General features: G+C 69.1%; 17 protein-coding genes. 12 read left to right on the top strand and 5 right to left on the bottom strand.

Features of this window, described 5'->3' with window-relative positions:
- Nucleotides 1-22: 22 nt before the first annotated feature.
- From gndA to ACWDTI_RS15385, 3 genes are all read right to left on the bottom strand, one after another.
- Nucleotides 23-1,474, bottom strand: coding sequence for an NADP-dependent phosphogluconate dehydrogenase (gndA, locus tag ACWDTI_RS15395; protein WP_449738968.1), 1,452 nt, complete (start codon nucleotides 1,472-1,474; stop codon nucleotides 23-25).
- A gap of 61 nt (nucleotides 1,475-1,535) precedes the next feature.
- Nucleotides 1,536-2,486, bottom strand: a complete 951-nt coding sequence (locus tag ACWDTI_RS15390; RefSeq protein WP_449738967.1) for a M56 family metallopeptidase — start codon at nucleotides 2,484-2,486, stop codon at nucleotides 1,536-1,538.
- A gap of 49 nt (nucleotides 2,487-2,535) precedes the next feature.
- Nucleotides 2,536-2,934 (bottom strand): BlaI/MecI/CopY family transcriptional regulator, encoded by a 399-nt coding sequence (locus ACWDTI_RS15385; protein WP_449738966.1) that lies wholly within the window; start codon nucleotides 2,932-2,934, stop codon nucleotides 2,536-2,538.
- Between the two features lie 296 nt (nucleotides 2,935-3,230).
- Between ACWDTI_RS15385 and ACWDTI_RS15380 the strand changes: the two genes are divergently transcribed.
- The 8 genes from ACWDTI_RS15380 (at nucleotide 3,231) to ACWDTI_RS15345 (ending at nucleotide 9,728) form a co-directional block, all read left to right on the top strand.
- Entirely contained in the window at nucleotides 3,231-3,683 is a 453-nt protein-coding gene (locus ACWDTI_RS15380; protein WP_449738965.1) for a PaaI family thioesterase, read from the top strand.
- A complete protein-coding gene (locus tag ACWDTI_RS15375; protein ID WP_449738964.1) occupies nucleotides 3,680-4,921 on the top strand; it encodes a DUF6986 family protein in 1,242 nt (413 codons plus the stop codon). The genes ACWDTI_RS15380 and ACWDTI_RS15375 overlap by 4 nt, the downstream gene beginning before the upstream one ends.
- A gap of 289 nt (nucleotides 4,922-5,210) precedes the next feature.
- Nucleotides 5,211-5,513 carry an urease subunit gamma gene (locus ACWDTI_RS15370; protein ID WP_449738963.1) on the top strand — a complete coding sequence of 101 codons (303 nt, stop codon included), beginning with the start codon at nucleotides 5,211-5,213 and terminating at the stop codon, nucleotides 5,511-5,513.
- A gap of 71 nt (nucleotides 5,514-5,584) precedes the next feature.
- Nucleotides 5,585-5,893, top strand: a complete 309-nt coding sequence (locus ACWDTI_RS15365) for an urease subunit beta (protein ID WP_449739049.1) — start codon at nucleotides 5,585-5,587, stop codon at nucleotides 5,891-5,893.
- The gene (locus tag ACWDTI_RS15360; protein ID WP_449738962.1) at nucleotides 5,893-7,614 is read left to right on the top strand and encodes an urease subunit alpha; all 1,722 of its coding nucleotides are present in this window, start codon (nucleotides 5,893-5,895) and stop codon (nucleotides 7,612-7,614) included. Before ACWDTI_RS15365 ends, ACWDTI_RS15360 begins: the two co-directional genes overlap by 1 nt.
- Before the next feature lie 44 nt (nucleotides 7,615-7,658).
- Entirely contained in the window at nucleotides 7,659-8,276 is a 618-nt protein-coding gene (locus ACWDTI_RS15355) for an urease accessory protein UreF (RefSeq protein ID WP_449739048.1), read from the top strand.
- Between the two features lie 46 nt (nucleotides 8,277-8,322).
- Complete coding sequence (ureG, locus tag ACWDTI_RS15350) at nucleotides 8,323-9,009, top strand: urease accessory protein UreG (RefSeq protein WP_449738961.1); 687 nt, start codon at nucleotides 8,323-8,325, stop codon at nucleotides 9,007-9,009.
- 5 nt (nucleotides 9,010-9,014) lie between these two features.
- Nucleotides 9,015-9,728, top strand: a complete 714-nt coding sequence (locus tag ACWDTI_RS15345) for an urease accessory protein UreD (RefSeq protein ID WP_449738960.1) — start codon at nucleotides 9,015-9,017, stop codon at nucleotides 9,726-9,728.
- Between the two features lie 100 nt (nucleotides 9,729-9,828).
- Here ACWDTI_RS15345 and ACWDTI_RS15340 read toward each other — a convergent pair whose 3' ends face one another.
- Nucleotides 9,829-11,256: an NAD(P)/FAD-dependent oxidoreductase gene (locus ACWDTI_RS15340; protein WP_449738959.1), complete on the bottom strand. Its 1,428-nt coding sequence runs from the start codon at nucleotides 11,254-11,256 to the stop codon at nucleotides 9,829-9,831.
- 147 nt (nucleotides 11,257-11,403) lie between these two features.
- Nucleotides 11,404-11,994: a GNAT family N-acetyltransferase gene (locus ACWDTI_RS15335; RefSeq protein ID WP_449738958.1), complete on the bottom strand. Its 591-nt coding sequence runs from the start codon at nucleotides 11,992-11,994 to the stop codon at nucleotides 11,404-11,406.
- A gap of 129 nt (nucleotides 11,995-12,123) precedes the next feature.
- Here ACWDTI_RS15335 and ACWDTI_RS15330 point away from each other — a divergent pair, with 129 nt between their 5' ends.
- The 4 genes from ACWDTI_RS15330 to recD are packed head-to-tail and all read left to right on the top strand — an operon-like array spanning nucleotide 12,124 to nucleotide 21,151.
- Entirely contained in the window at nucleotides 12,124-12,606 is a 483-nt protein-coding gene (locus ACWDTI_RS15330) for an acyl-CoA thioesterase (RefSeq protein WP_449738957.1), read from the top strand.
- A 24-nt stretch (nucleotides 12,607-12,630) separates the two neighbouring features.
- The gene (gene recC, locus ACWDTI_RS15325; RefSeq protein ID WP_449738956.1) at nucleotides 12,631-16,020 is read left to right on the top strand and encodes an exodeoxyribonuclease V subunit gamma; all 3,390 of its coding nucleotides are present in this window, start codon (nucleotides 12,631-12,633) and stop codon (nucleotides 16,018-16,020) included.
- A complete protein-coding gene (locus ACWDTI_RS15320) occupies nucleotides 16,017-19,385 on the top strand; it encodes a UvrD-helicase domain-containing protein (protein ID WP_449738955.1) in 3,369 nt (1,122 codons plus the stop codon). The genes recC and ACWDTI_RS15320 overlap by 4 nt, the downstream gene beginning before the upstream one ends.
- A complete protein-coding gene (recD, locus tag ACWDTI_RS15315; RefSeq protein WP_449738954.1) occupies nucleotides 19,382-21,151 on the top strand; it encodes an exodeoxyribonuclease V subunit alpha in 1,770 nt (589 codons plus the stop codon). Before ACWDTI_RS15320 ends, recD begins: the two co-directional genes overlap by 4 nt.
- Nucleotide 21,152: the final 1 nt, after the last annotated feature.

Raw genomic sequence — 21,152 nt, 5'->3', positions numbered from 1 at the left:
CGATTGTTGTCGGGTCGCCGATCTACTCCTGGACCTCGGACCGGTCGCCGCTCCACAGTGTGTGGAACGTGCCCGGCTTGTCGATCCGCTGATAGGTGTGGGCCCCGAAGAAGTCGCGCAGCCCCTGGGTCAGAGCCGCCGGAAGGCGCTCGGCACGCAGTCCGTCGTAGTACGAGAGCGACGACGCGAAGGCGGGCACCGGGATTCCGAGCATGGTCGCGGTGGCCACAACCCGGCGCCAGCTGTCGATGCCGGCTTCGACAGCCTCGCGGAAGTAGGGGGCCAGGAGCAGGCTGGGCAGGTCCGGATTGTCGGCGTAGGCCTCGCGGATACGGTTGAGGAACTGGGCGCGGATGATGCAGCCGCCACGCCAGATGGTCGCCAACGCACCCCGGTCGACGTCCCAGCCGTATTCGGCGCTGCCGGCCGCGATCTGATCGAAACCCTGCGCATAGGCGACGACCTTCGAGGCGTACAGCGCCGCCTTGATGTCCGAGACGAACTGGTCCCGGTCGGTCGGTGCGGCGCCCAGGTGCCCGGCGGCCAGTTCGCGGGCGGCCTCGCGCTGGGCGGTCGCGCTCGACAGTGCGCGGGCGAAGACCGCCTCGGCGATACCCGTGGTCGGGATTCCGAGGTCGAGGGCGGACTTCACCGTCCAGCGGCCCGTGCCCTTCTGTCCGGCGGCGTCGACGATCACGTCGACCAGCGGCTTGCCGGTCTCGGCGTCGACCTGGCTGAGGACCTCGGCGGTGATCTCGATGAGGTAGCTCTCGAGTTCGGTCGTGTTCCACTCGCGGAAGACGTCGGCGATCTCGGCGACCGGGAGGTCCAGCGCGTTGCGCAGCAGGTCGTAGGCCTCGCCGATCAGCTGCATGTCGGCGTACTCGATGCCATTGTGCACCATCTTGACGAAGTGGCCGCTGCCGTCCGGGCCGATATGCGTGCAGCACGGCTCGCCGTCGACGTGCGCGGAGATCTCCTCGAGCAGCGGACCGAGCGACTTGTACGACTCGGCCGGCCCGCCGGGCATGATCGACGGTCCCTTGAGCGCGCCCTCCTCGCCGCCGGAGATGCCGGCGCCGACGAAATGCAGACCGCGCTCGGCCAGGGAGCGTTCGCGCCGGATGGTGTCGGTGTAGAGCGAGTTGCCGCCGTCGATGATGATGTCGCCGGTCTCCATCACCGAGGCCAGTTCCTCGATGACGGCATCCGTCGGAGCGCCGGCCTTGACCATGATCAGCACGCGGCGCGGCTTCTCCAGCGCGCCGACGAATTCCTCCATCGTCTCGGTGCGGATGAAGTCACCCTCGGACCCGTGCTGCGAGATCAGGGCGTCCGTCTTGGCAATGCTCCGGTTGTGCAGCGCGACGGTGTACCCGTGGCTGGCGAAGTTGCGGGCGATGTTCGAGCCCATCACCGCCAGACCGGTGACACCGATCTGAGCTTTCTTGTCGGACGAGGCAGCGTTTGTCATGGGGCCAAGCCTATTGCCTGGCTCGGACAGCGACGACCGGGAGGGTGCGCGCCGAGGTCGGCTACGCCGCCGAGATCAGTCGACTCAGCTCGGTCAGCCAGGGGATCGCGACCGCCAGCGTCGGGATGACGAGGATCGCTGCCGCCGCGCTGTAGGCGGCAAGCGCGATCCAGTGCGTGGGGCGGTCGTCGCAGAGGCGGTGGATCCGGGCCAGTGTGGTGGGGCCGCCGACGGCCATGGCACCGCGGGGGGCCACCGCGTCGGCGCAGGCGACCAGCGCACGGCCCAGGGTCGTGGGGGCGGTCGCGCGGACCGCCTGGTCGTCGGCGAGGGCCTCGACGAGCAACTCGACCGCCCCGAGTGCCGAGTGGCTTCGGACGAACCTGGGGAACGCCTCATGCAGGGCGATGAACGCCTCGAGGACGAGATCGTGCCGGGCGCGCAGATGAGCGCGCTCGTGGGCGAGCACCGCGGTCAGTTCCGCCCGGGACAGACGTGCGACGACCCCTTCGCTGATCACCACGCGTTGACGGATACCGGGCAGACAGTAGGCGAGGGGCTGTTCCACATCGATCATCCGGACGTCGCTGGCGAACAGCGGATGACTGGCATCGCGGCGGTCGCAGCGGTCGAGGATGTCGATGAGCTGCCGGTGCGCGTGCCGGCGCGCGCGTGTCCGGACGCCGACCCGGATCACGGTGTACATCAGGCGGGCACCGACCATGAGTGTCAGCGCGAACACCCCGACGAGAGTCAGCCACAGCGGCAGGCCGAGGCGCTCGATCTCGTCGATCGGGTTGGTCGTCGGTGCGCCGTCGGGGCCGGGTGCGAGCAGGTTGGCCGCAATGGCGAGGCCGCAACTGAATGCCGACAACACACCGGCCAGTGCGATCGCCTGCCAAAGGGCCATCGCTGCCCGCGGTGTCTTGATCGGCCACTTCGCTCGGGACATCGCCTCCGCGGCGGGGCCGACCAGCACCAGGGTCAGGATGCCGAAGAGGAGCGCGGTCATCGAGGGGCTGTCCTTGCGTGCTGTCGGTGTCGGGGTTCGACTGGGAAATCTATCCCGTCTCACTCGTCGGGCGGGCCGATTCGAGCTGATCGAGTGCGTCGCGCAGGGCCGCGGCCTCCTCGGCGCCCACCCGGCCGACGAACGAGACGAGTGCGGCGTGCCGTGAGCCGGGAGCGTTTGCTTCGCTCAGCGCGTCGACCATCAGGCTTGCCACGAGGTCCTCGCGGGGGTGGGTCGGGACATACTTGTGCGCCCGGTCGTCGCGGATCTGGGTCACCAGATTCTTCTTCGCCAACCGCTGCAGCACCGTCATCACGGTCGTGTACGCCAGCGAGCGATCTCGCGACAGGGCTGCGTGCACTTGCCGCACGGTCTGCGGAGCCGGACTCGCCCACAGCGTGTCCATGACCGCGCGCTCCAGATCACCCAGTCCATTCATTCTTCGCATTTTACTTCCGGTTCTCCTAGTCGCCCAATCAGCTCGTTGAACATCCGCCTGCCTGGTCAGGACGATTTTCCGTGGGACGCTTGACAATGTTGGTAAGGCTACCCTACATTGATGTCACGTTGGACCGCGCGAGAGTCCTGAGGGCTGCAGAGACCCCCGGTCCACGCCACGATGGGCCCCACGCTGTAACGCAGCGTGGGGCCCATCGGTTCCCTCGGGCCATTTTTGGTTCGGAGCAGACCTCCAGCAGACCCTTCGTCGCGACGGTGTCGAGGTGTCGTGACAGTCTCGTGGGTATGAGCATCGACCCCGAGCAGATGATCAAGGACACCTTCGGCCAAGGATTCGACAGCGTCGCGCTGGGTCTCGTGCTGGACAAGGTGACCCAGGACGGCGTACTCGCGCATTTCGAGATCACCCCGAAGCAGCACCAGCCGTTCGGCATCGTGCACGGCGGTGTCTACTGCGCGGTTGCCGAGAGCGTCGCCAGTTGCAGCGCGTTCACCTGGCTCCACGCGACCGGCATCGGTGGAACCGCGGTCGGCGTCAACAACAACACCGACTTCATCAAGTCGGTCAGCTCCGGGACCGTGTCCGTCGAGTCGTCACCGATCCACCGCGGCCGACGCCAGCAACTGTGGAAGGTCACGATGACCGACGATCAGGGCCGACTCCTGGCCAACTCCCAGGTGCGCCTGCAGAATCTGGAACTTCCCGACGGAGTCGACCTGCCGACGGGCGGCGCATGACCGACGCGACGCTCTCCGAGCGGGCACGTGCGCGGATCGAGGAGATCCTCGGACCCGTCGACGAGGACCTCGCCACGCTCTACCCCGGAGACCGGCCGGACCGGCAACCCGCCCACACCGTCTACGTCAGTGCCGCCGACATCGGGACCGATACGCCCCGGTGGTGGGCGGCGCAGGCACTCGACATCGCCGCAGCCCACCGGGATGCTCTCCTCGAGATGGCGGGCGACGACTCCGTCGACCTCGCGATCCGCCGGCTCGAGACCAATCCGATCGAGGATCTGCGCATCGACCTCGAGGACGGATACGGATGGCGCGACGACGCCGTCGAAGACACCCATGCCCGGCACGCCGGCCAGACCCTGGCGGCGTGGACGCGCGACCGACCGCACGCACCCCGGATCTCGGGGGTGCGTGCCAAAGGGCTGGGTGCGGCCGAACGTGCCCGCGGCCTTCGTACCCTCGAGCTGGTCCTCGACGGCGCGGGAGGCGTGCCCGACGGGTTCGTGTTCACCGTCCCCAAGCTGCGCGACGTCCGGCAGGTCGACGCGGTCAACGTGCTCTGCGATGAGTTCGAACGCGTCCACGGCCTGGCCGAAGGGAGCCTCCATTACGAACTGCAGGTGGAGATTCCCCAGGCGGTCCTGGCCGCCGACGGGCGCGCCACCGTCGCCGAGGCGATCCATCGCGGAGCCCCACGCCTGTCCGCGCTGCACTACGGCACCTACGACTACAGCGCCTCCTGCGGCATCGTGTCGGCCCAGCAATCGCTCGCGCACCCCGTCGCCGATCACGCGAAAGCGGTCATGCAGGCCGCCGCCGCGCAGACCGGGATCTGGATCAGCGACGGATCCACCCAGATCATGCCGACCGGCACCCCGGAGCACGTCGACGCCGCCCTGCGTCGCCACCACGCACTCGTGGTGCGTTCCCTGGAGCGCGGCTTCTACCAGGGTTGGGACATGCATCCCGGGCATCTGGTCACCCGTTGGGTGGCCGTGATCGGCTTCTTCCGCTCGGCCATGCCCACCGCCGCCGCGCGCCTGCAGTCGTACTTCCAGCGCAGCTCCGGCGATGTCGTCGACGAGCCGGCCACCGCGCTGTCGCTCGCGCTGGTCCTCGATCGGGGTGCGGCCGCGGGAGCCTTCAGCAGCGATGAGGTCACCTCCATCGCGCCGCTGTGCACGCCGGCGGCGCTCGCCGCGCTGCGCGCCTCGGGCGGCAGCCTCCCGAGCTGAGCCGCACCGCGCCGACACCAACCGAGCGCCGGCCGTCGACCGGGCGCCCTCCACCGTCGAGTGGGTGCCCTCCACCGTCGAGTGGGCGCCCTCCACCGTCGAGTGGGCGCCCTCCACTGTCGAGTGGGTGCCCTCCACCGTCGAGTGGGCGCCCTCCACCGTCGAGTGGGCACGCCGCTCGCTTGCCGCGCCCGGTCGGGCAACGCGTGGCAGGATGACTCCTACCGCGCCGGGCACGACCCGGCCGTTGTGATCCGATGTTGTATCCCCGTCACGAGGAGTCACCCGGGTGCGTCTGTCGCCACATGAGCAGGAGCGGTTGCTCATTTCGTACGCCGCCGAATTGGCGCGCCGCCGGCAGGGGAGGGGGTTGAAGCTCAACCACCCGGAGGCGGTGGCGCTCATCACCGATCACGTGCTCGAGGGGGCACGCGACGGGCGCTCGGTCGCCGAACTCATGTCGTCGGGCCGTGAGGTCCTCCGGCGCGACGACGTGATGGACGGCGTCCCGGAGATGCTGCACGACGTCCAGGTCGAGGCAACCTTCCCCGACGGCACCAAGCTGGTCACCGTGCACAACCCCATCGGTTGACCGTCGTCGAACAACCCACCACCTGTCCATCCACCAGCCGAGAGGTGCGCGTGTCGCGAACAGAATCGTCCATCGTGCCCGGCGAGGTCATTGCCGCCGCCGGCACGATCGAGTTGAACGAAGGCTCCGATGTCGTGACGGTCGTGGTGGTCAACACCGGCGACCGGCCGGTGCAGGTGGGTAGCCACGTGCACTTTCCGCAGGCCAACGCCGCTCTGGACTTCGACCGGGGCGCAGCGCGCGGGCGCCGGCTCGACATCCCCGCCGGCACCGCGGTGCGTTTCGAACCCGGCGTCGAGATGACCGTGGGGCTGGTGCCGCTCGGCGGCACCCGCGAGGTCCATGGCATCACCCTCGATCCCCCGGGAGGACTGGACTGATGGCGATACTCGGACGCGACCGATACGCGCAGCTGTTCGGACCCACCGTCGGTGACCGGGTTCGCCTCGCGGACACCGATCTGCTCATCGAGGTGACCGAAGACCGTTGCGGCGGACCGGGACTGGCGGGCGACGAGGCGGTCTTCGGCGGCGGCAAGGTGATCCGCGAGTCGATGGGGCAGAGCCGCGCCACCCGCGCCGACGGCGCCCCGGACACCGTCATCACCGGTGTGGTGATCCTCGATCACTGGGGAATCATCAAGGCGGACATCGGTATTCGAGATGGTCGGATCACCGCGATGGGGAAGGCCGGCAACCCGGACACGATGGACGGCGTCCATCCGGACCTGGTGATCGGGCCGTCGACGGAGATCGTCGCCGGAAACGGCAAGATCCTGACCGCCGGCGGCATCGACTGCCATGTGCATTTCATCTGCCCGCAGATCATGGACGAGGCGTTGGGCAACGGCATCACCACCCTCATCGGCGGTGGCACGGGTCCGGCCGAGGGCAGCAAGGCCACGACCGTCACCCCGGGCGCCTGGCACCTGCGGTCGATCCTGCAGGCGACCGACCACTGGCCGATGAACATCGCGTTGCTCGGCAAGGGCAACACCGTCAGCGCCGAGGCCATGCACGAGCAGATCCGTGCCGGCGCTTCGGGATTCAAGCTGCACGAGGACTGGGGCAGCACCCCCGCGGCGATCGACGCCTGCTTGCGGGTGGCCGACGAGACCGGCGTGCAGGTGGCGCTGCACTCCGACACCCTCAACGAGGCGGGCTTCGTCGAGCAGACCCTCGGCGCGATCGCCGGACGGGGCATCCACGCGTATCACACCGAAGGCGCCGGCGGTGGACACGCACCGGACATCATCACCGTCGCCGCCTACCCGAACGTGCTGCCGAGCTCGACCAATCCGACTCGGCCGCATACCGTCAACACGCTCGACGAGCATCTCGACATGTTGATGGTGTGTCATCACCTCAACCCGACGGTTCCCGAGGACCTCGCCTTCGCGGAGAGCCGGATTCGACCGTCGACGATCGCCGCCGAGGACCTGCTCCACGATCTGGGCGCGATCTCCATGATCGGGTCCGATGCCCAGGCCATGGGACGCATCGGCGAGGTGGTACTCCGCACCTGGCAGACCGCGCATGTGATGAAGCGCAAACGAGGTTCGCTGTCCGGCGACGGGGCCGCGGACAACCAACGCGCACAACGGTATATCGCCAAGTACACGATCTGCCCGGCCATCGCGCACGGTTTCGACGAGGAGATCGGTTCGATCGAGACCGGCAAACTCGCCGACCTCGTGCTCTGGGACCCCGCCTTTTTCGGCGTCCGTCCGGACCTGGTCATCAAGGGCGGCGCGATCGCCTGGGCGGCGATGGGTGACGCCAACGCGAGTATCCCCACGCCGCAACCGGTTCTGCCCCGACCGATGTTCGGTGCCGCACCGAAGGCGGCGGCGGCCACGTCGGTGAGCTTCGTCGCCCAGGGAGGTCTCGACGCCGGGATCGAGGACACTCTCGGCCTCGACCGTCGCCTGGTCGCGGTCCGCAACACCCGCGGGATCGGCAAGGCCGACATGCCGAACAACGCCACGACGCCCGAGATCACCGTCGAGCCGGATACCTTCACCGTGCGCATCGACGGCGAGGTCTGGGATGCCGAGCCGGTCACCGAACTGCCCATGGCACAACGGTATTTCCTGTTCTGAGCGTCGATACCGTGTCCTCCGAACCACTGTCACCGCTGGCGTTGATGTTGACCCTGGCCGACTCCCGGCTGCCCGTCGGCGGTCACGTGCACTCCGGGGGCGTCGAGCAGGCCGTCGCCGACAGAGCGATCGTCGACTCCGTGACGCTGGCCTCCTACCTCCGTCGACGTGTCACCACCACCGGACTCGTCGCCGCGTCGATTGCCGCGGCGGTCGCCGACGGTGTTCTCGATGTGACTGCCGCGCAACGGGAGACCGACGCACGGACGCCGTCCGCCGCGGCGCGCCGTGCCTCGCTGGCGCAGGGCAGAGGGATGTTGCGCCTGGCCCGGCGGATGTGGCCGGACGAGGACTGGGCGGCACACAGTCCGCAGACCCACCTGCCGGTGATCTGCGGGTCGATCGGCCGGGTGTCGCACCTGTCCGGGTTTCACACCGCGCTGGTGCTCGTCTACACCACGATGAGCGGTTCGGCGACCGCCGGGCAGCGCCTGCTGGCGCTCGACCCCGCCGACGTGGCCATCGTCATCGCCGAACTCGGGACCGAGTGCGAGCGGATCGCGGCTGCCGCGGCCGTCGAACTCGCCGACCTGTCCGACCTGACCCTCGATGTCTTCGCCGAACGGCACGAGCGCCAGTCGATGCCCCTGTTCATGTCGTGATGTCCCGTGGTCGGGATGTCGAAGTAATTCTGCCGGAAGGAAATCCATGCCCCCGCATCTGATCGACGGAGCACCGCACAGCCACGACCACGCACGCCCGAGGCGTCATCGCGAGCCCGGCGAGGCGTTGCGCATCGGCGTCGGCGGCCCGGTGGGCTCCGGCAAGACGGCCCTCGTGGCGGCCTTGTGCCGACAGTTGCGCGACGAGTTGTCGGTCGCCGTGCTCACCAACGACATCTACACGACCGAGGACGCGGACTTCCTGCGCCGCAACGCGGTTCTGCCCGACGAACGGATCACCGCGGTGCAGACCGGCGGGTGTCCGCACACCGCGATCCGTGACGACATCACCGCCAACCTCGACGCCATCGACGATCTCGTCGCGGCCAACCCGCCCCTCGATCTGATCCTCGTCGAATCCGGTGGTGACAACCTCACCGCGACGTTCTCGACGGGCCTGATCGACGTCCAGATCTTCGTCATCGACGTCGCCGGCGGCGACAAGGTGCCGCGTAAGGGCGGGCCGGGGGTGACCTTCTCGGATCTGTTGGTCATCAACAAGACCGACCTTGCCGAGCGGGTGCACGCCGACCTCGGCGTGATGCGCCGCGACGCCGAGAAGGTCCGGGACGGCCGGCCGACCGCACTCATCTCACTCACCGAAGACCCGGCCGCGACCGACGTGCTGGCTTGGGTGCGAACGCAATTGGCCGAGCTCCGCGTGGCCGGCTGACCTTCGTGCGCACCGAAGTCGAGATCGTCGCCCGGCCCGATCGATCGCCCCGGGTCGCCGCGGCCGGCGGGCTCGCGGCCCGCCAGACCGGACCGAACACGATCCATCTGATCAGCACCGCCGCCACGCCGCTCGGCGGCGACTCGATCGTCCTGCACGTCACCGTGAAAGCCGGTGCGGTCCTGCATCTTCGGACCGTGGCGGCGACGATCGCACTGCCGGCGCGCGACCGATGGGACTCGACCACCGAGTGGTTCGTCGACGTCGCCGAGGGCGGTCGCCTGCACCTCGATCCGGAACCGACCATCGTTGCCGGCGGCGCCGAGCACCGTGCCGACACCACTGTCACCGCCCACCCCGACAGCACGGTCATCATCGCCGAGCACGTCCAACTCGGCCGCGCCGAGGAGGCGCCGGACGTCCGTGCACGAGCCCGATGGGCGTCGGCGCTGCGGGTGGACGTCGGCGCCGCACCCGTGCTGCGTCACCGGCTGGCGCTCGGTGCGCCCGACGGCAGCGGGCACCGTGCCCTCAGCAGCGTCTTCCGATTCCCCGACGACCGCCCCGGCGAGGTGTCACCGGTCGCGTATGCCGCGCGCCTCGAACTCGCCCGCCCGGACGCGGTCCCCGGATCGACGCTGACCACGGCACTGGACACATCGGCCGCCCGCACGCGACAGCTGTGCGACGACCTCGACCTCGCCGCGGTGCACACCTGAGGGGTGAGGCCGGCCGGGTCACCCGTCCCCTGAGGAGTGGGGCGCCGGCCGCCCTCCGATGCGCGCGTAGGCGCGCCTACTAAGGACCCGAAGGGTCAGATCAACTGGCGGCCTTCGGCGGTGCCGTTGACGGGATTCCCGCCGATTCGGCCTCCACCTCGGGGATCGATTTCTTCTCCAGCTCGCTCAACGCGCCCAGTGCGGTCCGTGCGTACACCTGCTGTTCGGTCACCGCGAGCTGTGTGCGGCCACGGGTGCTGAACGCGAAGAACCAGTTGACCAGCGTGTTGAGCCGGTTGCGGAACCCGACCAGATAGACCAGGTGCAGCGCGAGCCAGCCGAGCCACGCGAAGTAGCCCTCGGTCTCGAACTTCTTCTTGGTGCCGGGGATCGGCACCTGCATCACGGCGCTGAACCGTGACACCGTCGCCATCGAGCCCTTGTCGTAGTAGCTGAACGGCTTGCGTTGCTCCTGCGTCTGCCCGCGCAGACCGGCGACGATCGCATCGGCAGCGTAGCGACCACCCTGGATGGCCCCCTGGGCCACTCCGGGCACACCGTCGACGGCCATCATGTCGCCGACGACGAACACGTAGGGATTGTCCGGGATGGACAGATCCGGCAGGACCTTCACACGGCCGGCGCGGTCGAGTTCGACACCGGATTGTTCGGCGAGCTGCTTGCCCAGCGGGCTGGCCTGCACCCCGGCCGACCACACCTTGCACTGGGACTCGATGCGCCGCGTGCTGCCGTCCTTCTCCTTCACCACCAGCCCGTCGTAGTCGAGGTCGACGACCATCGCGTTGAGCTGGATCTCGACGCCGAGTTTCTCGAGCCGCTTGGCCGCCTTCTCGCCGAGCTTCGGCCCGAAGGGCGGCAGCACGGCGGGCGCGGCGTCGAGCAGGATCACCCGCGCCTCGGTGGGGTCGATGTGCCGGAAGGTGCCCTTGAGGGTCTTGTCGCTCATCTCGGCGATCTGGCCCGCGAGCTCGACACCGGTCGGTCCGGCCCCGACGACGACGAAGGTCAGCAGCCGGGCCCGCTCCTCGGGATCGTCGGACAGTTCCGCCTGTTCGAAGGCGCCGAGAATCCGGCCGCGCAGCTCCAGGGCATGGTCGACGGTCTTCATACCGGGCGCGTACTCGGCGAAGTGATCGTTGCCGAAGTACGACTGGTCGGCACCCGCCGCGACGATCAGGCTGTCGAAGGGCGTCACGGTGATGCGCTCGAGCAGCCGGTGCGTGACCGTCTTGCCCTTCAGGTTGATCTCGAAGACGTCGCCGAGAAGCACCTGGATGTTCTTTTCCTTCCGCAAGATGACGCGTGTCGCCGGCGCGATCTCACCTTCGGCGATGATGCCGGTCGCGACCTGGTACAGCATGGGCTGGAACAGGTGATGCGTCGTTCTCGCGATGAGAGTGACGTCGACGTCGTGTTTTGCGAGTCGTTGGGCCGCGAAGAGTCCACCGAAACCAGAACCGACGATGACCACATGCGGACGTGCTGAGGTCGGAGTGGGGCTGTTCATCTGAAGAACGTCTCCTGTTCGCTGGACTGTCGGCTGGTGCCGCACACCCATACAACGGTAATCAATCATCGGCCATTGGTCGCGATGAGGACCCACGTGCGGATCGCGCAAGGGCGGCGCACCACCGCCACCAGCGCGCTTGGCGGTTCAGGCGGTGAGGTCGGCGGTCCGTCGGTGGCGTGCGCGGCGGGGCGATGCCGCCTCCCACTGGCGACGCAGCAACTCGTATTCCACCTCGCCGTGACCCGGAACCGGCGCCCGATGACCGTCGGCCATCCGCACCGCGCAGATCTGCATGCCGATCTTCTCCATCACGCGCCGTGACGGCAGATTGGCGACCATGGTGCTCGCAAAGACCCGTTCGGCGTCGATCTCGTCGAACGACATCGCCAGCAGTGCGCGCGACGCCTCCGTCGCCAGGCCCCGGCCCCACGCCTCCTGGCGCAGCCGGTAGCTGAGTTCGAGTTCGGATCGGGTGCTGTGCCGGGGACTGCGCAGCGAGAACCAGCCGAGAAAGTCGTCGCCGCGGCGATCGATCGCCGCCCACATCCCGGTGCGGTTCGCCCGGCGTTCGGCCTCGGCGCGCGGCAGCACCCAATCCTCGATGACCTCACGCGGTGTCGGCTCACCGTCACTGACGAACCGCATCACCGCGGGATCGTCGTCGAGCTCCACCAGCGCGTCGACGTCGGACATCGTGACCGGACGCAGACGCAGCCGTGCGGTCTCCAGGATCACCGTGCCCCCTTGTCGTCGCTTTCCCCCGCGTGAGTCTACGGTCCTGGGCGGCCGGATCCGGCATGTCGACGACGGTGTGTTCGACCCGCATCGGACGTGACTGTCAGACGTGGGCGATAGATTGTTTTCGTGCCCGATCAACTCTCCACGCCGGAATCCACGACCCCGGAAACCACGCCAGATGGCTACACCACCGTCGCGCTGCAACTGCGCTACGGCGACATGGACACCAACCACCACATCAACAATGTGCAGATCGCCCGGCTGTGCGAGGAAGTCCGGGTCCGGTCGTTCGCGCAATGGTTCGACCAAGAGGGACGCCCGGAAGGGTTCTCCATGGTGGTGGGGCGCCAGGACATCGTCTTCCGTTCCGTTCTGCACTACAGCATCGACCCGATCACCGGCCGTTCCTGCATCGGTCGGATCGGCACATCGTCGTTCACGATGGTGCTCACCCTGATCGATGCGGACGGAACCACGTGCGCCGTCGCGGAGACGACCATGGTCTCCTTCGATCCGGTTTCCGGCCGGTCGCAACCGATCCCACCGGCGGTCCGTGACGTCATCGAAACGCATCTGGTCGAGGGGGCAGGCCTGCCGGCGCGCCTCTAGCGCACCGGTTGCGCCGTTCACGACATGCATCTGCACCGCGCCGAACGCACGGACACACTTGCCGACGCGCTGGCCGAGATCCTCTCTGCGCCACTGTCGGACCCGATGGTCGCCGAGATCGTGTCGGTCCCGGCCGCCGGAGTCGAACGCTGGCTGCAACAACGACTGGCCACCCGACTCGGCACCTCCGGGCACGGCGACGGCATCGCCGCCAACATCGACTTCCTCTCGCCCGCGGCCCTCACCGACCGCGTCCTCGCCGACGTTCACGCCCGGCACCCGGTCGCCCACGTACCGTCCGCCGACGGCCGGCTGGGTGACCGGTGGCGACCCGAGGCGATGGTGTGGCCGGTGCTCGAGGTGATCGACGCGCTGATCGACCGGCCGGCCCTGTCCGTGCTTGCGCGCCACCTGGGTTTCGGTGCCGACGGTCCCGATGCCGAACATCGCCGAGGACGGCGTTACGCCGCCGCGCACCACATCGCGGGTCTGTTCGATGCGTACGGACGGCAGCGCCCGGCGATGCTGGTGGACTGGGCGGCCGGCCGGGACACCGACGGGGCCGGCCTCCCCGTCGCCAGCGACCTCGCCTGGCAGCCGATGGTGTGGCGGGAGGTCCGGCCGATCATCGACGAACCACATCCCGCCGAACTCCTCGACGACCTGTGCGGGCGACTACGCGCCCACCCGGACGCGACGGATCTGCCCGAACGGCTCAGCGTGTTCGGACCCACCCGCGTCACCGAGTCCTTGCGAGCGGTCCTCGCCGCGCTCGCCGAGCATCGCGACGTGCACGTCTTCATCCCGCACGCCAGTCCGGCGCTGTGGACGCGCCTGACAGCCGGGGCGGGCGCGGGACAAGAGAAACCGATCCGGAGGGCCCAGCGCGTCACCCCGGCCATCGCCAATCCGCTGCTGGCAGGTCTCTCGCGCGATGTGCAGGAACTGCAGTTACGTCTACAACCCTTGGCGCACCACGACATACACCACCCGGCATCCGACAAGGAACCCGCGACGATGCTGTCGGTCCTGCAGTCCGGCATCCGAGGCGACGAGCCGCCGGCGCAGCGGATCGCGGTCGACACCTCGGTCGAGGTGCATGCGTGCCACGGACCCGACCGGCAGGTCGAGGTGCTCCGGGACCGGCTGCTGCACTTGTTCGCCGCCGACCCGACGCTGCAGCCGCGCGACGTGCTGATCATGTGCCCCGACGTCGACACGTTCGCACCACTGATCCGCGGGGCCTTCGGTCAGCCCGGGCTGGGCCATCCCGCGTTCGATCTCCGTGTGCGGCTGGCCGACCGAGGCCTGCGGCACGTGAACCCGATTCTCGACGTGATCGCGATGGTCGTGGATCTCGAGGCGGGGCGCGCCACGGCCGGCGAGATCGTCGACCTGCTCGGCCGCCCGCCCGTCCGGGCCCGATTCGAGATGACCGACGACGACCTCGAGATCGTGCGTGAATGGCTGTCCCACAGTGGAATCCGCTGGGGTCTCGACGACCGCCAACGTGCCCGGTTCGGACTGACCGGATTTCCGCAGGGCACCTTCGACGCCGGCCTCGGCCGAATCGTGCTGGGTGCGGTGGCCGACGAGCGCGACGGACAATGGCTCGGCGCGGCGCTGCCGCTCGACGGCGTGGAATCCACCGACATCGACCTCGCCGGGCGGCTCGTCGATGTCATCGACCGACTCACCACGATCCTCGCCGAGCTGTCCACGGCCGCACCCCGAAGCGAGTGGTCGGCGCGACTGGTCGCGATCGTCGATGCCCTCACCGCCGTCGAACCGGGTGAGGCGTGGCAGCAGGGACAGGCGATCACCACCATCACCGACGCGTTGGGTGACCCCGGGGATGGCCCGGATGCCGATCTATTACTCGGTCCCCCCGACGTCCGCGACCTCCTGTCCGCGGTCATCGCCGGTCGCCCGACCCGCGCGAATTTCCGCACCGGCGAGCTCACGGTCTGCTCGATGGTGCCGATGCGGTCGGTCCCGCATCGGGTGATCGTCCTCCTCGGCGTGGACGATGACGTCTTCCCGCGGGTGCAGCGCAGCGACGGTGACGACGTGCTGGGCCGGGCACCACTGATCGGCGAACGCAATCCGCGCGACGAGGACCGGCAACTGTTTCTGGACGCGATCACATCGGCCACCGAGAACCTGATCGTCTTCTACACCGGCGCCGACCCCATCACCGGAAACCGCGTCCCGCCCGCCGTGGTCGTCGGTGAGCTGATCGATACGCTGGGCACGCTCAGCGGTGGCGCCGACGTCGTCCGTCGACACACCCTGCACGGTTTCGACGCCCGTAACTTCGAGGCCGATGCGGTGTCGGGTATCCCCGGACCGTTCAGCTTCGATACCGAATTGCTTTCGGGCGCAGAGGCTTTGCGGAATCCCGCCCGGGTGCGCGAACAGCGGATCGCCGACATCGAGGTGCCGGCGCCGCCCCACGGCGACATCGAGCTGGCCGACCTGATCGCATTTCTCGTCAACCCGGCGGCCGGATTCGTGAAGCAGCGTCTCGGCGCAGCGGTGGCCGATGACGACGAACCGCTCGACGATCAACTCGACGTCACCCTGGGTGGCCTGGACCGCTGGGGAATCGGGGATCGCTTCCTGTCGGAGATGCTGGCCGGCCGTGACCTGGACACCTGCCGCGCCGCCGAGCAGCGACGAGGAACGCTGCCGCCCTTCCAGTTCGGAAAACGGGAACTCGACGGCATCACCGACGTCGTGGCGAAGATCTTCGTCGCAGCCGACGCGGAACGCGCCGGCGAGGCGGCCAGTCACGACCTCGTCGTCGACCTGCCCGACGGACGACAGATCCACGGATCGGTCGGGGACATCTACGAGGGCACGGTGATCACCGCGACGTACTCACGGGTGCAGGCCAAGCAGCGGCTCACGGCCTGGGTCAAACTGCTGGCGCTCACGGCCGCCCGGCAGGCCGGCGACCCGGCTGTCACGTCGAGTGTGGTGATCGGACGGGGGCCCGGCACGCGGGTCGCCCGGTCGGCGCTCGCTGTCCCGGCGGACCCACTGTCGGTCCTGTTCGACCTCACCCGGTTACGGGACGCCGGCCTGCGGTGCCCGCTGCCGGTGCCGATCGATCCCGCCGCCGATTACGTCCGTGCGTGCGGCAGCGGAGGGCGACACACATCCGGAATCGCCGTCGCGCGCAAGGCCTTCTCCGGCCGATTCGGGCCCGCAAAGACCGACGCACACCTGCGCCTGGTCTACGGCGGCGACGTCGCGGCGTCCGTCGAGTTCGACGAGATCCTCGCACCCACCGTGCCGGACGGGCCGTTCGGCGGCGTCGACCTGCCCGGCGCGGCCGGCGATCATCTCTTCTGCGGTCTCGCCCGGGCCATCTGGGAACCGCTCCTCGCGAACGAGACGATGTCATGAGCCGCCGACGTCCAAGCGCCGGGTCCTCGGCACACCCGGTACCGATCAGCCTGCAGCCCTTCGATATTCGAGATCGACTGCCGGAGGGGACCACCGTCCTTGAGGCCAGTGCCGGCACCGGCAAGACCTTTGCCATCGTGGGTCTCGCGGCCCGCCACATCGCCGACGGTGTCCCGATCTCCCGGCTGCTGCTGGTCACCTTCAGCCGGTCGGCCACGGCCGAACTCCGTGAACGCACACGGGTCCGTGTCGCCGAACTGGTCGCCGCACTGGACAATCCGCAGGCCGATCACGATCCCGACGACGAGCTCATCACGTTGCTGCGCCGCGGCACCGACGACGAAATCCGTGCTCGGCGAGACAATCTCGCCCGGGCACTGTCGGACTTCGACGCGTCGACCATCGCGACGACACACACGTTCTGCAACCGCATGCTCGAAGCGCTCGGCTTCCTCGGCGAACGGGAGTTGACCCACCAGATCGTCGAGGACGTCAACGATCTCGTCGAGGAGGCCGCCACCGACATCTACCTCGCGGGATTCGCCGGCCGTGCCGAGCAACCGCCGTTCAGCCTCGACGAGGCGGTGACACTCGCCAAGGAAGCCGTCGCGCAGTCCGCTGCGGTCCTCTCGCCGGTGATCGACGAGGGCGGCGCTCGTGACGTGGCACAGTGGCGGGTCGCATTCTGCACGCGTGTCCGACACGAGACCGAGCGGCGGAAGCGGTTGGCGCGCTTGCGCACCTACGACGATCTCCAGGCGATCCTGTATCGCATCGTCACCGATCCGGCGATCGGCGAGGACGCCTGCGAGCGCATCCGGTCGGCCTTCGACGTCGTGCTCGTCGACGAGTTCCAGGACACCGATCCGCAGCAGTGGACGATCGTGCGCCGCTGTTTTCACGGGCACCGAGCTCTCGTTCTCGTCGGTGACCCCAAACAGGCGATCTACGCGTTCCGTGGCGCCGAGGTGCTCAGCTACCTGCAGGCCGTCCGCTCGGCCGACGCCCTGCGCGCGCTCGACACCAACTGGCGCTCCGACAAACCCCTCGTCGACGCGCTCTACCGGATCTACGGGGGAGCGAGCCTGGGCCATCCCGACATCGTCGTCCACCAGGTGGAGTCCGCGCATCCGTCGGCCAGGCTGGTGGGCACCGCTCCGTTGCGGTTGCGCGCGTTCGTCCGCGGGGACTTCACGGTCACCAACGCCAACGGTCTGCCCCCGGTCGCCGACGTCCGGGAGAAGGTGTCGGCCGACGTGGCCGGCGACATCGCCCGGTTGCTCGCCTCGGACGCGGAGATCGACACGGGTGCGGGTCTTCGGCCGGTCGAACCCGGCGACATCGCGGTCCTCGTCCGCACCAACGCGACCTGCGGACCGATCCAGGCCGCACTGCGCCGGCTCGGTGTCGCATCCGTCGTCGGTGCCGGTGGCGACGTCTTCGACACGCCGGCGGCCCGGGAGTGGCTGAGCGTGATCAAGGCGATCGAGCAACCCGCTCAGACGCGCCGGGTCACCATGGCGTCGTTGACACCGCTCGTCGGGTGGCCGCCGAGCCGGGTGGCCGAGGCCGACGACGCCGAGATCGCCGGTCTGGCCGCCGATCTCGCGCGCCTGGGCCGGGTGTTCGATCAGGGCGGATTCGCCGCCCTCGCCCAGCGTCTGCTGGCCGAAAACGATGTCGCGGCACGCATTCTCTCCACCGAGGGCGGGGAACGCCGGCTCACCGACACCCTGCAGATCTCGTCGCTGTGCAATCGGCATGTGGTCGAGACCGGATGCGGTCTCGCGGCATTGGCCGAGTGGCTCTCCGAGCGCATCAGCGACACCTCCCGCCGCACCCGGCACGAGTCCCAGACCCGCCGCCTCGACCGCGACACCGCCGCCGTCCAGATCATGACCGTGCACGCCAGCAAGGGACTGCAATTCCCCATCGTGTACGTGCCCTTCGGCTGGGACGTCGTCGGGATGGACGACCCCGACACCTTCGTCTTCCACGACGACGACGGCGTCCGGTATCTCGATGTGGGAGGGGAGTCGCCGGGACGAACCGACCGTCTGGCCGCCCGCCGTGCCGAGGAGGCCGGTGAGGATCTGCGGTTGCTCTACGTCGCACTCACCCGGGCCCGATCCCAGGTCGTGATCTGGTGGGCACCGGCGATACGCACGCCCCGCTCACCGTTGCACCGGCTGATCTTCGCACGTCCACCGGGATCGCCGACGGTCCCCGACACGGCCGACATCCCCGACGACCACCGCTGTGTCGCGGTACTGCGACAACTGGCCGACGGCCACCCGTCCATCACCGTCGAACCGGCGGGCCGAGATCCCGAGCAGCACTGGGACGGTGGCGCCGGCGACGCCGCCGATCAGCCGCTGAGCGCCGCGACCTTCACCGCCGTCATCGACCAGACCTGGCGGCGCACCTCCTACTCGGCGATCATCGCCAACGCCGGACACGTCCATGCCGTCGTCGAAACCGGAAGCGAGCCCGACCTTTCCGCCGTCGACGACGAACCGGCAGATGAGCCCGACCCCACCGTCGGTGGTGAGCTCGTCCGGGCGCCGGGAGATACCGTTGTGCCCGGCACACCTTCGCCGATGAACGGCCTGCCGTACGGCGCCGCGTTCGGCACCCTGGTCCACGAGGTCCTCGAGTACGTCGACACCGCGCAACCCGACATCGACACCCACGTCCGCGACCTCTGCGCGCGATCGGCCGCGCGCCGAATGGCCGACCTCGACACCGAGGTCCTCACCCGGGCGCTGATCGCCGTCCTCACGACACCGCTCGGCTTCGGCGACCTGTGGGGCGTGGCGCCGGGCGACCGACTGGCCGAACTCGATTTCGAACTACCGTTGGGAGGATCCGGCGACGACGGCATCGTCCTCGCCGCGATGGCCGACCTGATGGAGACGCATCTGCCCGCCACCGATGCACTGCGGCCGTACGCGGAGGTCCTCCGTGCGCTCTCCGGCCCGCGGCTGCGTGGATTCCTCACCGGCAGTATCGATTCCGTCCTGCGGACCGGCGACGGCCGGTTCGTCATCGTCGACTACAAGACCAACCGCATCCGGCCCGGCGATCTGGTGGCCGAGGATTTCTCGGCGGATGCGATGGCGGGCGAGATGATCGGTGCCCACTACCCGTTGCAGGCGCTGCTGTATTCGGTTGCGCTGCATCGCTATCTCCGGTGGCGGGTACCCGGCTACCGGGCCGAGGATCATCTCGGACCGGTGCAGTATCACTTCGTCCGCGGCATGGTCGGACCCGACACAGCGCCGGGGTGCGGTGTGTTCACCTGGCCGGTGCCGCCGACGCTGGTCACCGAACTGTCGGACCTGTTGGCGGGAGGGCAGTCGTGATCCGAGCAGAAGACCCGGCCGACCGATTGAGCCGACTCCGCGACGGCGGGATCCTCGCCGACACCGACGTCGCGATCACCCGCCGGTTGATGCGACTGGTCGGCGCCCACGTCGAGGACGAGGCGCAGGTGGGGGCCGCGCTGGCCATCCGCGCAGTCCGGATGGGGTCCACCTGCCTTGCGCTGCACCGGGTTCCGGAGATGGTCGACGCGTTGGCCACCGGCCCCGCCGACACCGACGGGCTGGTGCCCGCCGCTGACGTCATCGCCGACGCCCTGTCGGCCAGCGTGCTCGTCCGGGGGAGTGAGAACGGGCCGCTGCGTCCCCTGGTCATGGCCGAATCGGCCGACGGCCCACTGGTTTACCTCCGCAAGTATCACCAACAGGAGGAGGTGGTCCGCGACGCCCTCGACCGGCGGGCGCGCACCCGACCCTCCGCCGACGACCACGCCGTCGCAGCGGTCATCGACGAGGTCTTCGGCGCCACCGGGGACGCGGACGAAGATCTGCAACGCCGTGCGGCGACGATGGCCGCGACCAACTGGACGGTGGTCGTGGCCGGCGGTCCCGGCACCGGCAAAACCTACACAGTCGCAAGGATTCTCACGGTCCTCGACCGACTCGCCGGGGGCGGCGCCCGGATCGGCCTGTGCGCGCCCACCGGCCGCGCCGCCGCCCAACTGCAGGCCGCGGTCTCCGCCGATCCCGCCGCGCCGCCCGACATCCACGCGGTGACCGTGCACACGCTGCTCAAGTGGTATCCCGGCAGCCAACCGAAGTTCGGGCCGACCAACAAGTTGCCCTACGACGTGGTCGTCGTCGACGAGACGTCGATGCTCTCGATGACCGCGATGAGCAAGTTGCTCGAAGCGCTGCGCCCGGACACCCGTCTCGTCCTGGTCGGCGACCCGCACCAGTTGGCGTCGGTCGACGCCGGGGCGGTGCTCGCCGACCTCGTCGAACGTGCCCAGGCGCAGCCGGCACCTCCGGTGGTCATCCTGCGCCGCGAATTCCGTTTCGGCGGCGCCATTTCCCGGGTCGCGCAGGCGATCAACCGGGGTGACGCGGACGCCGTCGTCGACCTGGTGTCCGGCCCGGACTCCGACGTCACGCTCATCGCACCCGACTCACTCGACGCGGTCCGCGACCTCGTCGAGCCCTGGGGCGCCGAGTTGCGCGACGCCGCCCGCTCGGGTGACCAGGATCGCGCACTCGACGCGCTCAACGCACACCGCGTGCTGTGCGCGCACCGCGAGGGGATGTGGGGCGTGGCCGGCTGGTCGCGCCGCGTCGTCGAATGGCTCGCCGAACTGCCGGGACCTCGTGCGGCCGTGCTGGATTCGGTGACCCGCTATCCCGGCCAGCCGCTGCTGGTGACGGCCAACGACCGGCAACTCGGCACGTTCAACGGTGACTGCGGGGTCGTGGTCACCGATCGCGATGCGTCGGGGACACGCGGCGACGGCCTGCGGGTGGTGTTCCGTCGCGGCTCGACGCTCACCGCACTGCACCCGAGTCGGTTGGGAGACGTGATCCCGTTGTACGCCATGACGATTCACCGCAGTCAGGGCAGTCAGTTCGATGCGGTCACCGTCGTCCTGCCACCCGAAGGGTCGGAGCTGCTCACTCGCGAGCTGCTGTACACCGCGATCACCCGGGCCAAGAAGCGCGTGCAGATCGTCGGCGATCCCGACGTGCTGCGCGCCGCGGTGCACCGTCGGGTGCAGCGGGCGAGTGGATTGCGGTCCCCGATCCGAGTGCTCTGAG

The organism is Gordonia sp. NPDC003424, from assembly GCF_053588655.1.
Note: the sequence above shows the minus strand (reverse complement) of the source record. Positions and strands in the feature narration are given on the sequence as shown.

Excerpts from the sequence above, each read along its gene's own strand:
- gndA (WP_449738968.1), bottom strand. The coding sequence starts at position 1,474 with ATGACAAACGCTGCCTCGTCCGACAAGAAAGCTCAGATCGGTGTCACC.
- ACWDTI_RS15390 (WP_449738967.1), bottom strand. The coding sequence starts at position 2,486 with ATGACCGCGCTCCTCTTCGGCATCCTGACCCTGGTGCTGGTCGGCCCC.
- ACWDTI_RS15385 (WP_449738966.1), bottom strand. The coding sequence starts at position 2,934 with ATGCGAAGAATGAATGGACTGGGTGATCTGGAGCGCGCGGTCATGGAC.
- ACWDTI_RS15380 (WP_449738965.1), top strand. The coding sequence starts at position 3,231 with ATGAGCATCGACCCCGAGCAGATGATCAAGGACACCTTCGGCCAAGGA.
- ACWDTI_RS15375 (WP_449738964.1), top strand. The coding sequence starts at position 3,680 with ATGACCGACGCGACGCTCTCCGAGCGGGCACGTGCGCGGATCGAGGAG.
- ACWDTI_RS15360 (WP_449738962.1), top strand. The coding sequence starts at position 5,893 with ATGGCGATACTCGGACGCGACCGATACGCGCAGCTGTTCGGACCCACC.
- ACWDTI_RS15355 (WP_449739048.1), top strand. The coding sequence starts at position 7,659 with ATGTTGACCCTGGCCGACTCCCGGCTGCCCGTCGGCGGTCACGTGCAC.
- ureG (WP_449738961.1), top strand. The coding sequence starts at position 8,323 with ATGCCCCCGCATCTGATCGACGGAGCACCGCACAGCCACGACCACGCA.
- ACWDTI_RS15340 (WP_449738959.1), bottom strand. The coding sequence starts at position 11,256 with ATGAACAGCCCCACTCCGACCTCAGCACGTCCGCATGTGGTCATCGTC.
- recC (WP_449738956.1), top strand. The coding sequence starts at position 12,631 with ATGCATCTGCACCGCGCCGAACGCACGGACACACTTGCCGACGCGCTG.
- ACWDTI_RS15320 (WP_449738955.1), top strand. The coding sequence starts at position 16,017 with ATGAGCCGCCGACGTCCAAGCGCCGGGTCCTCGGCACACCCGGTACCG.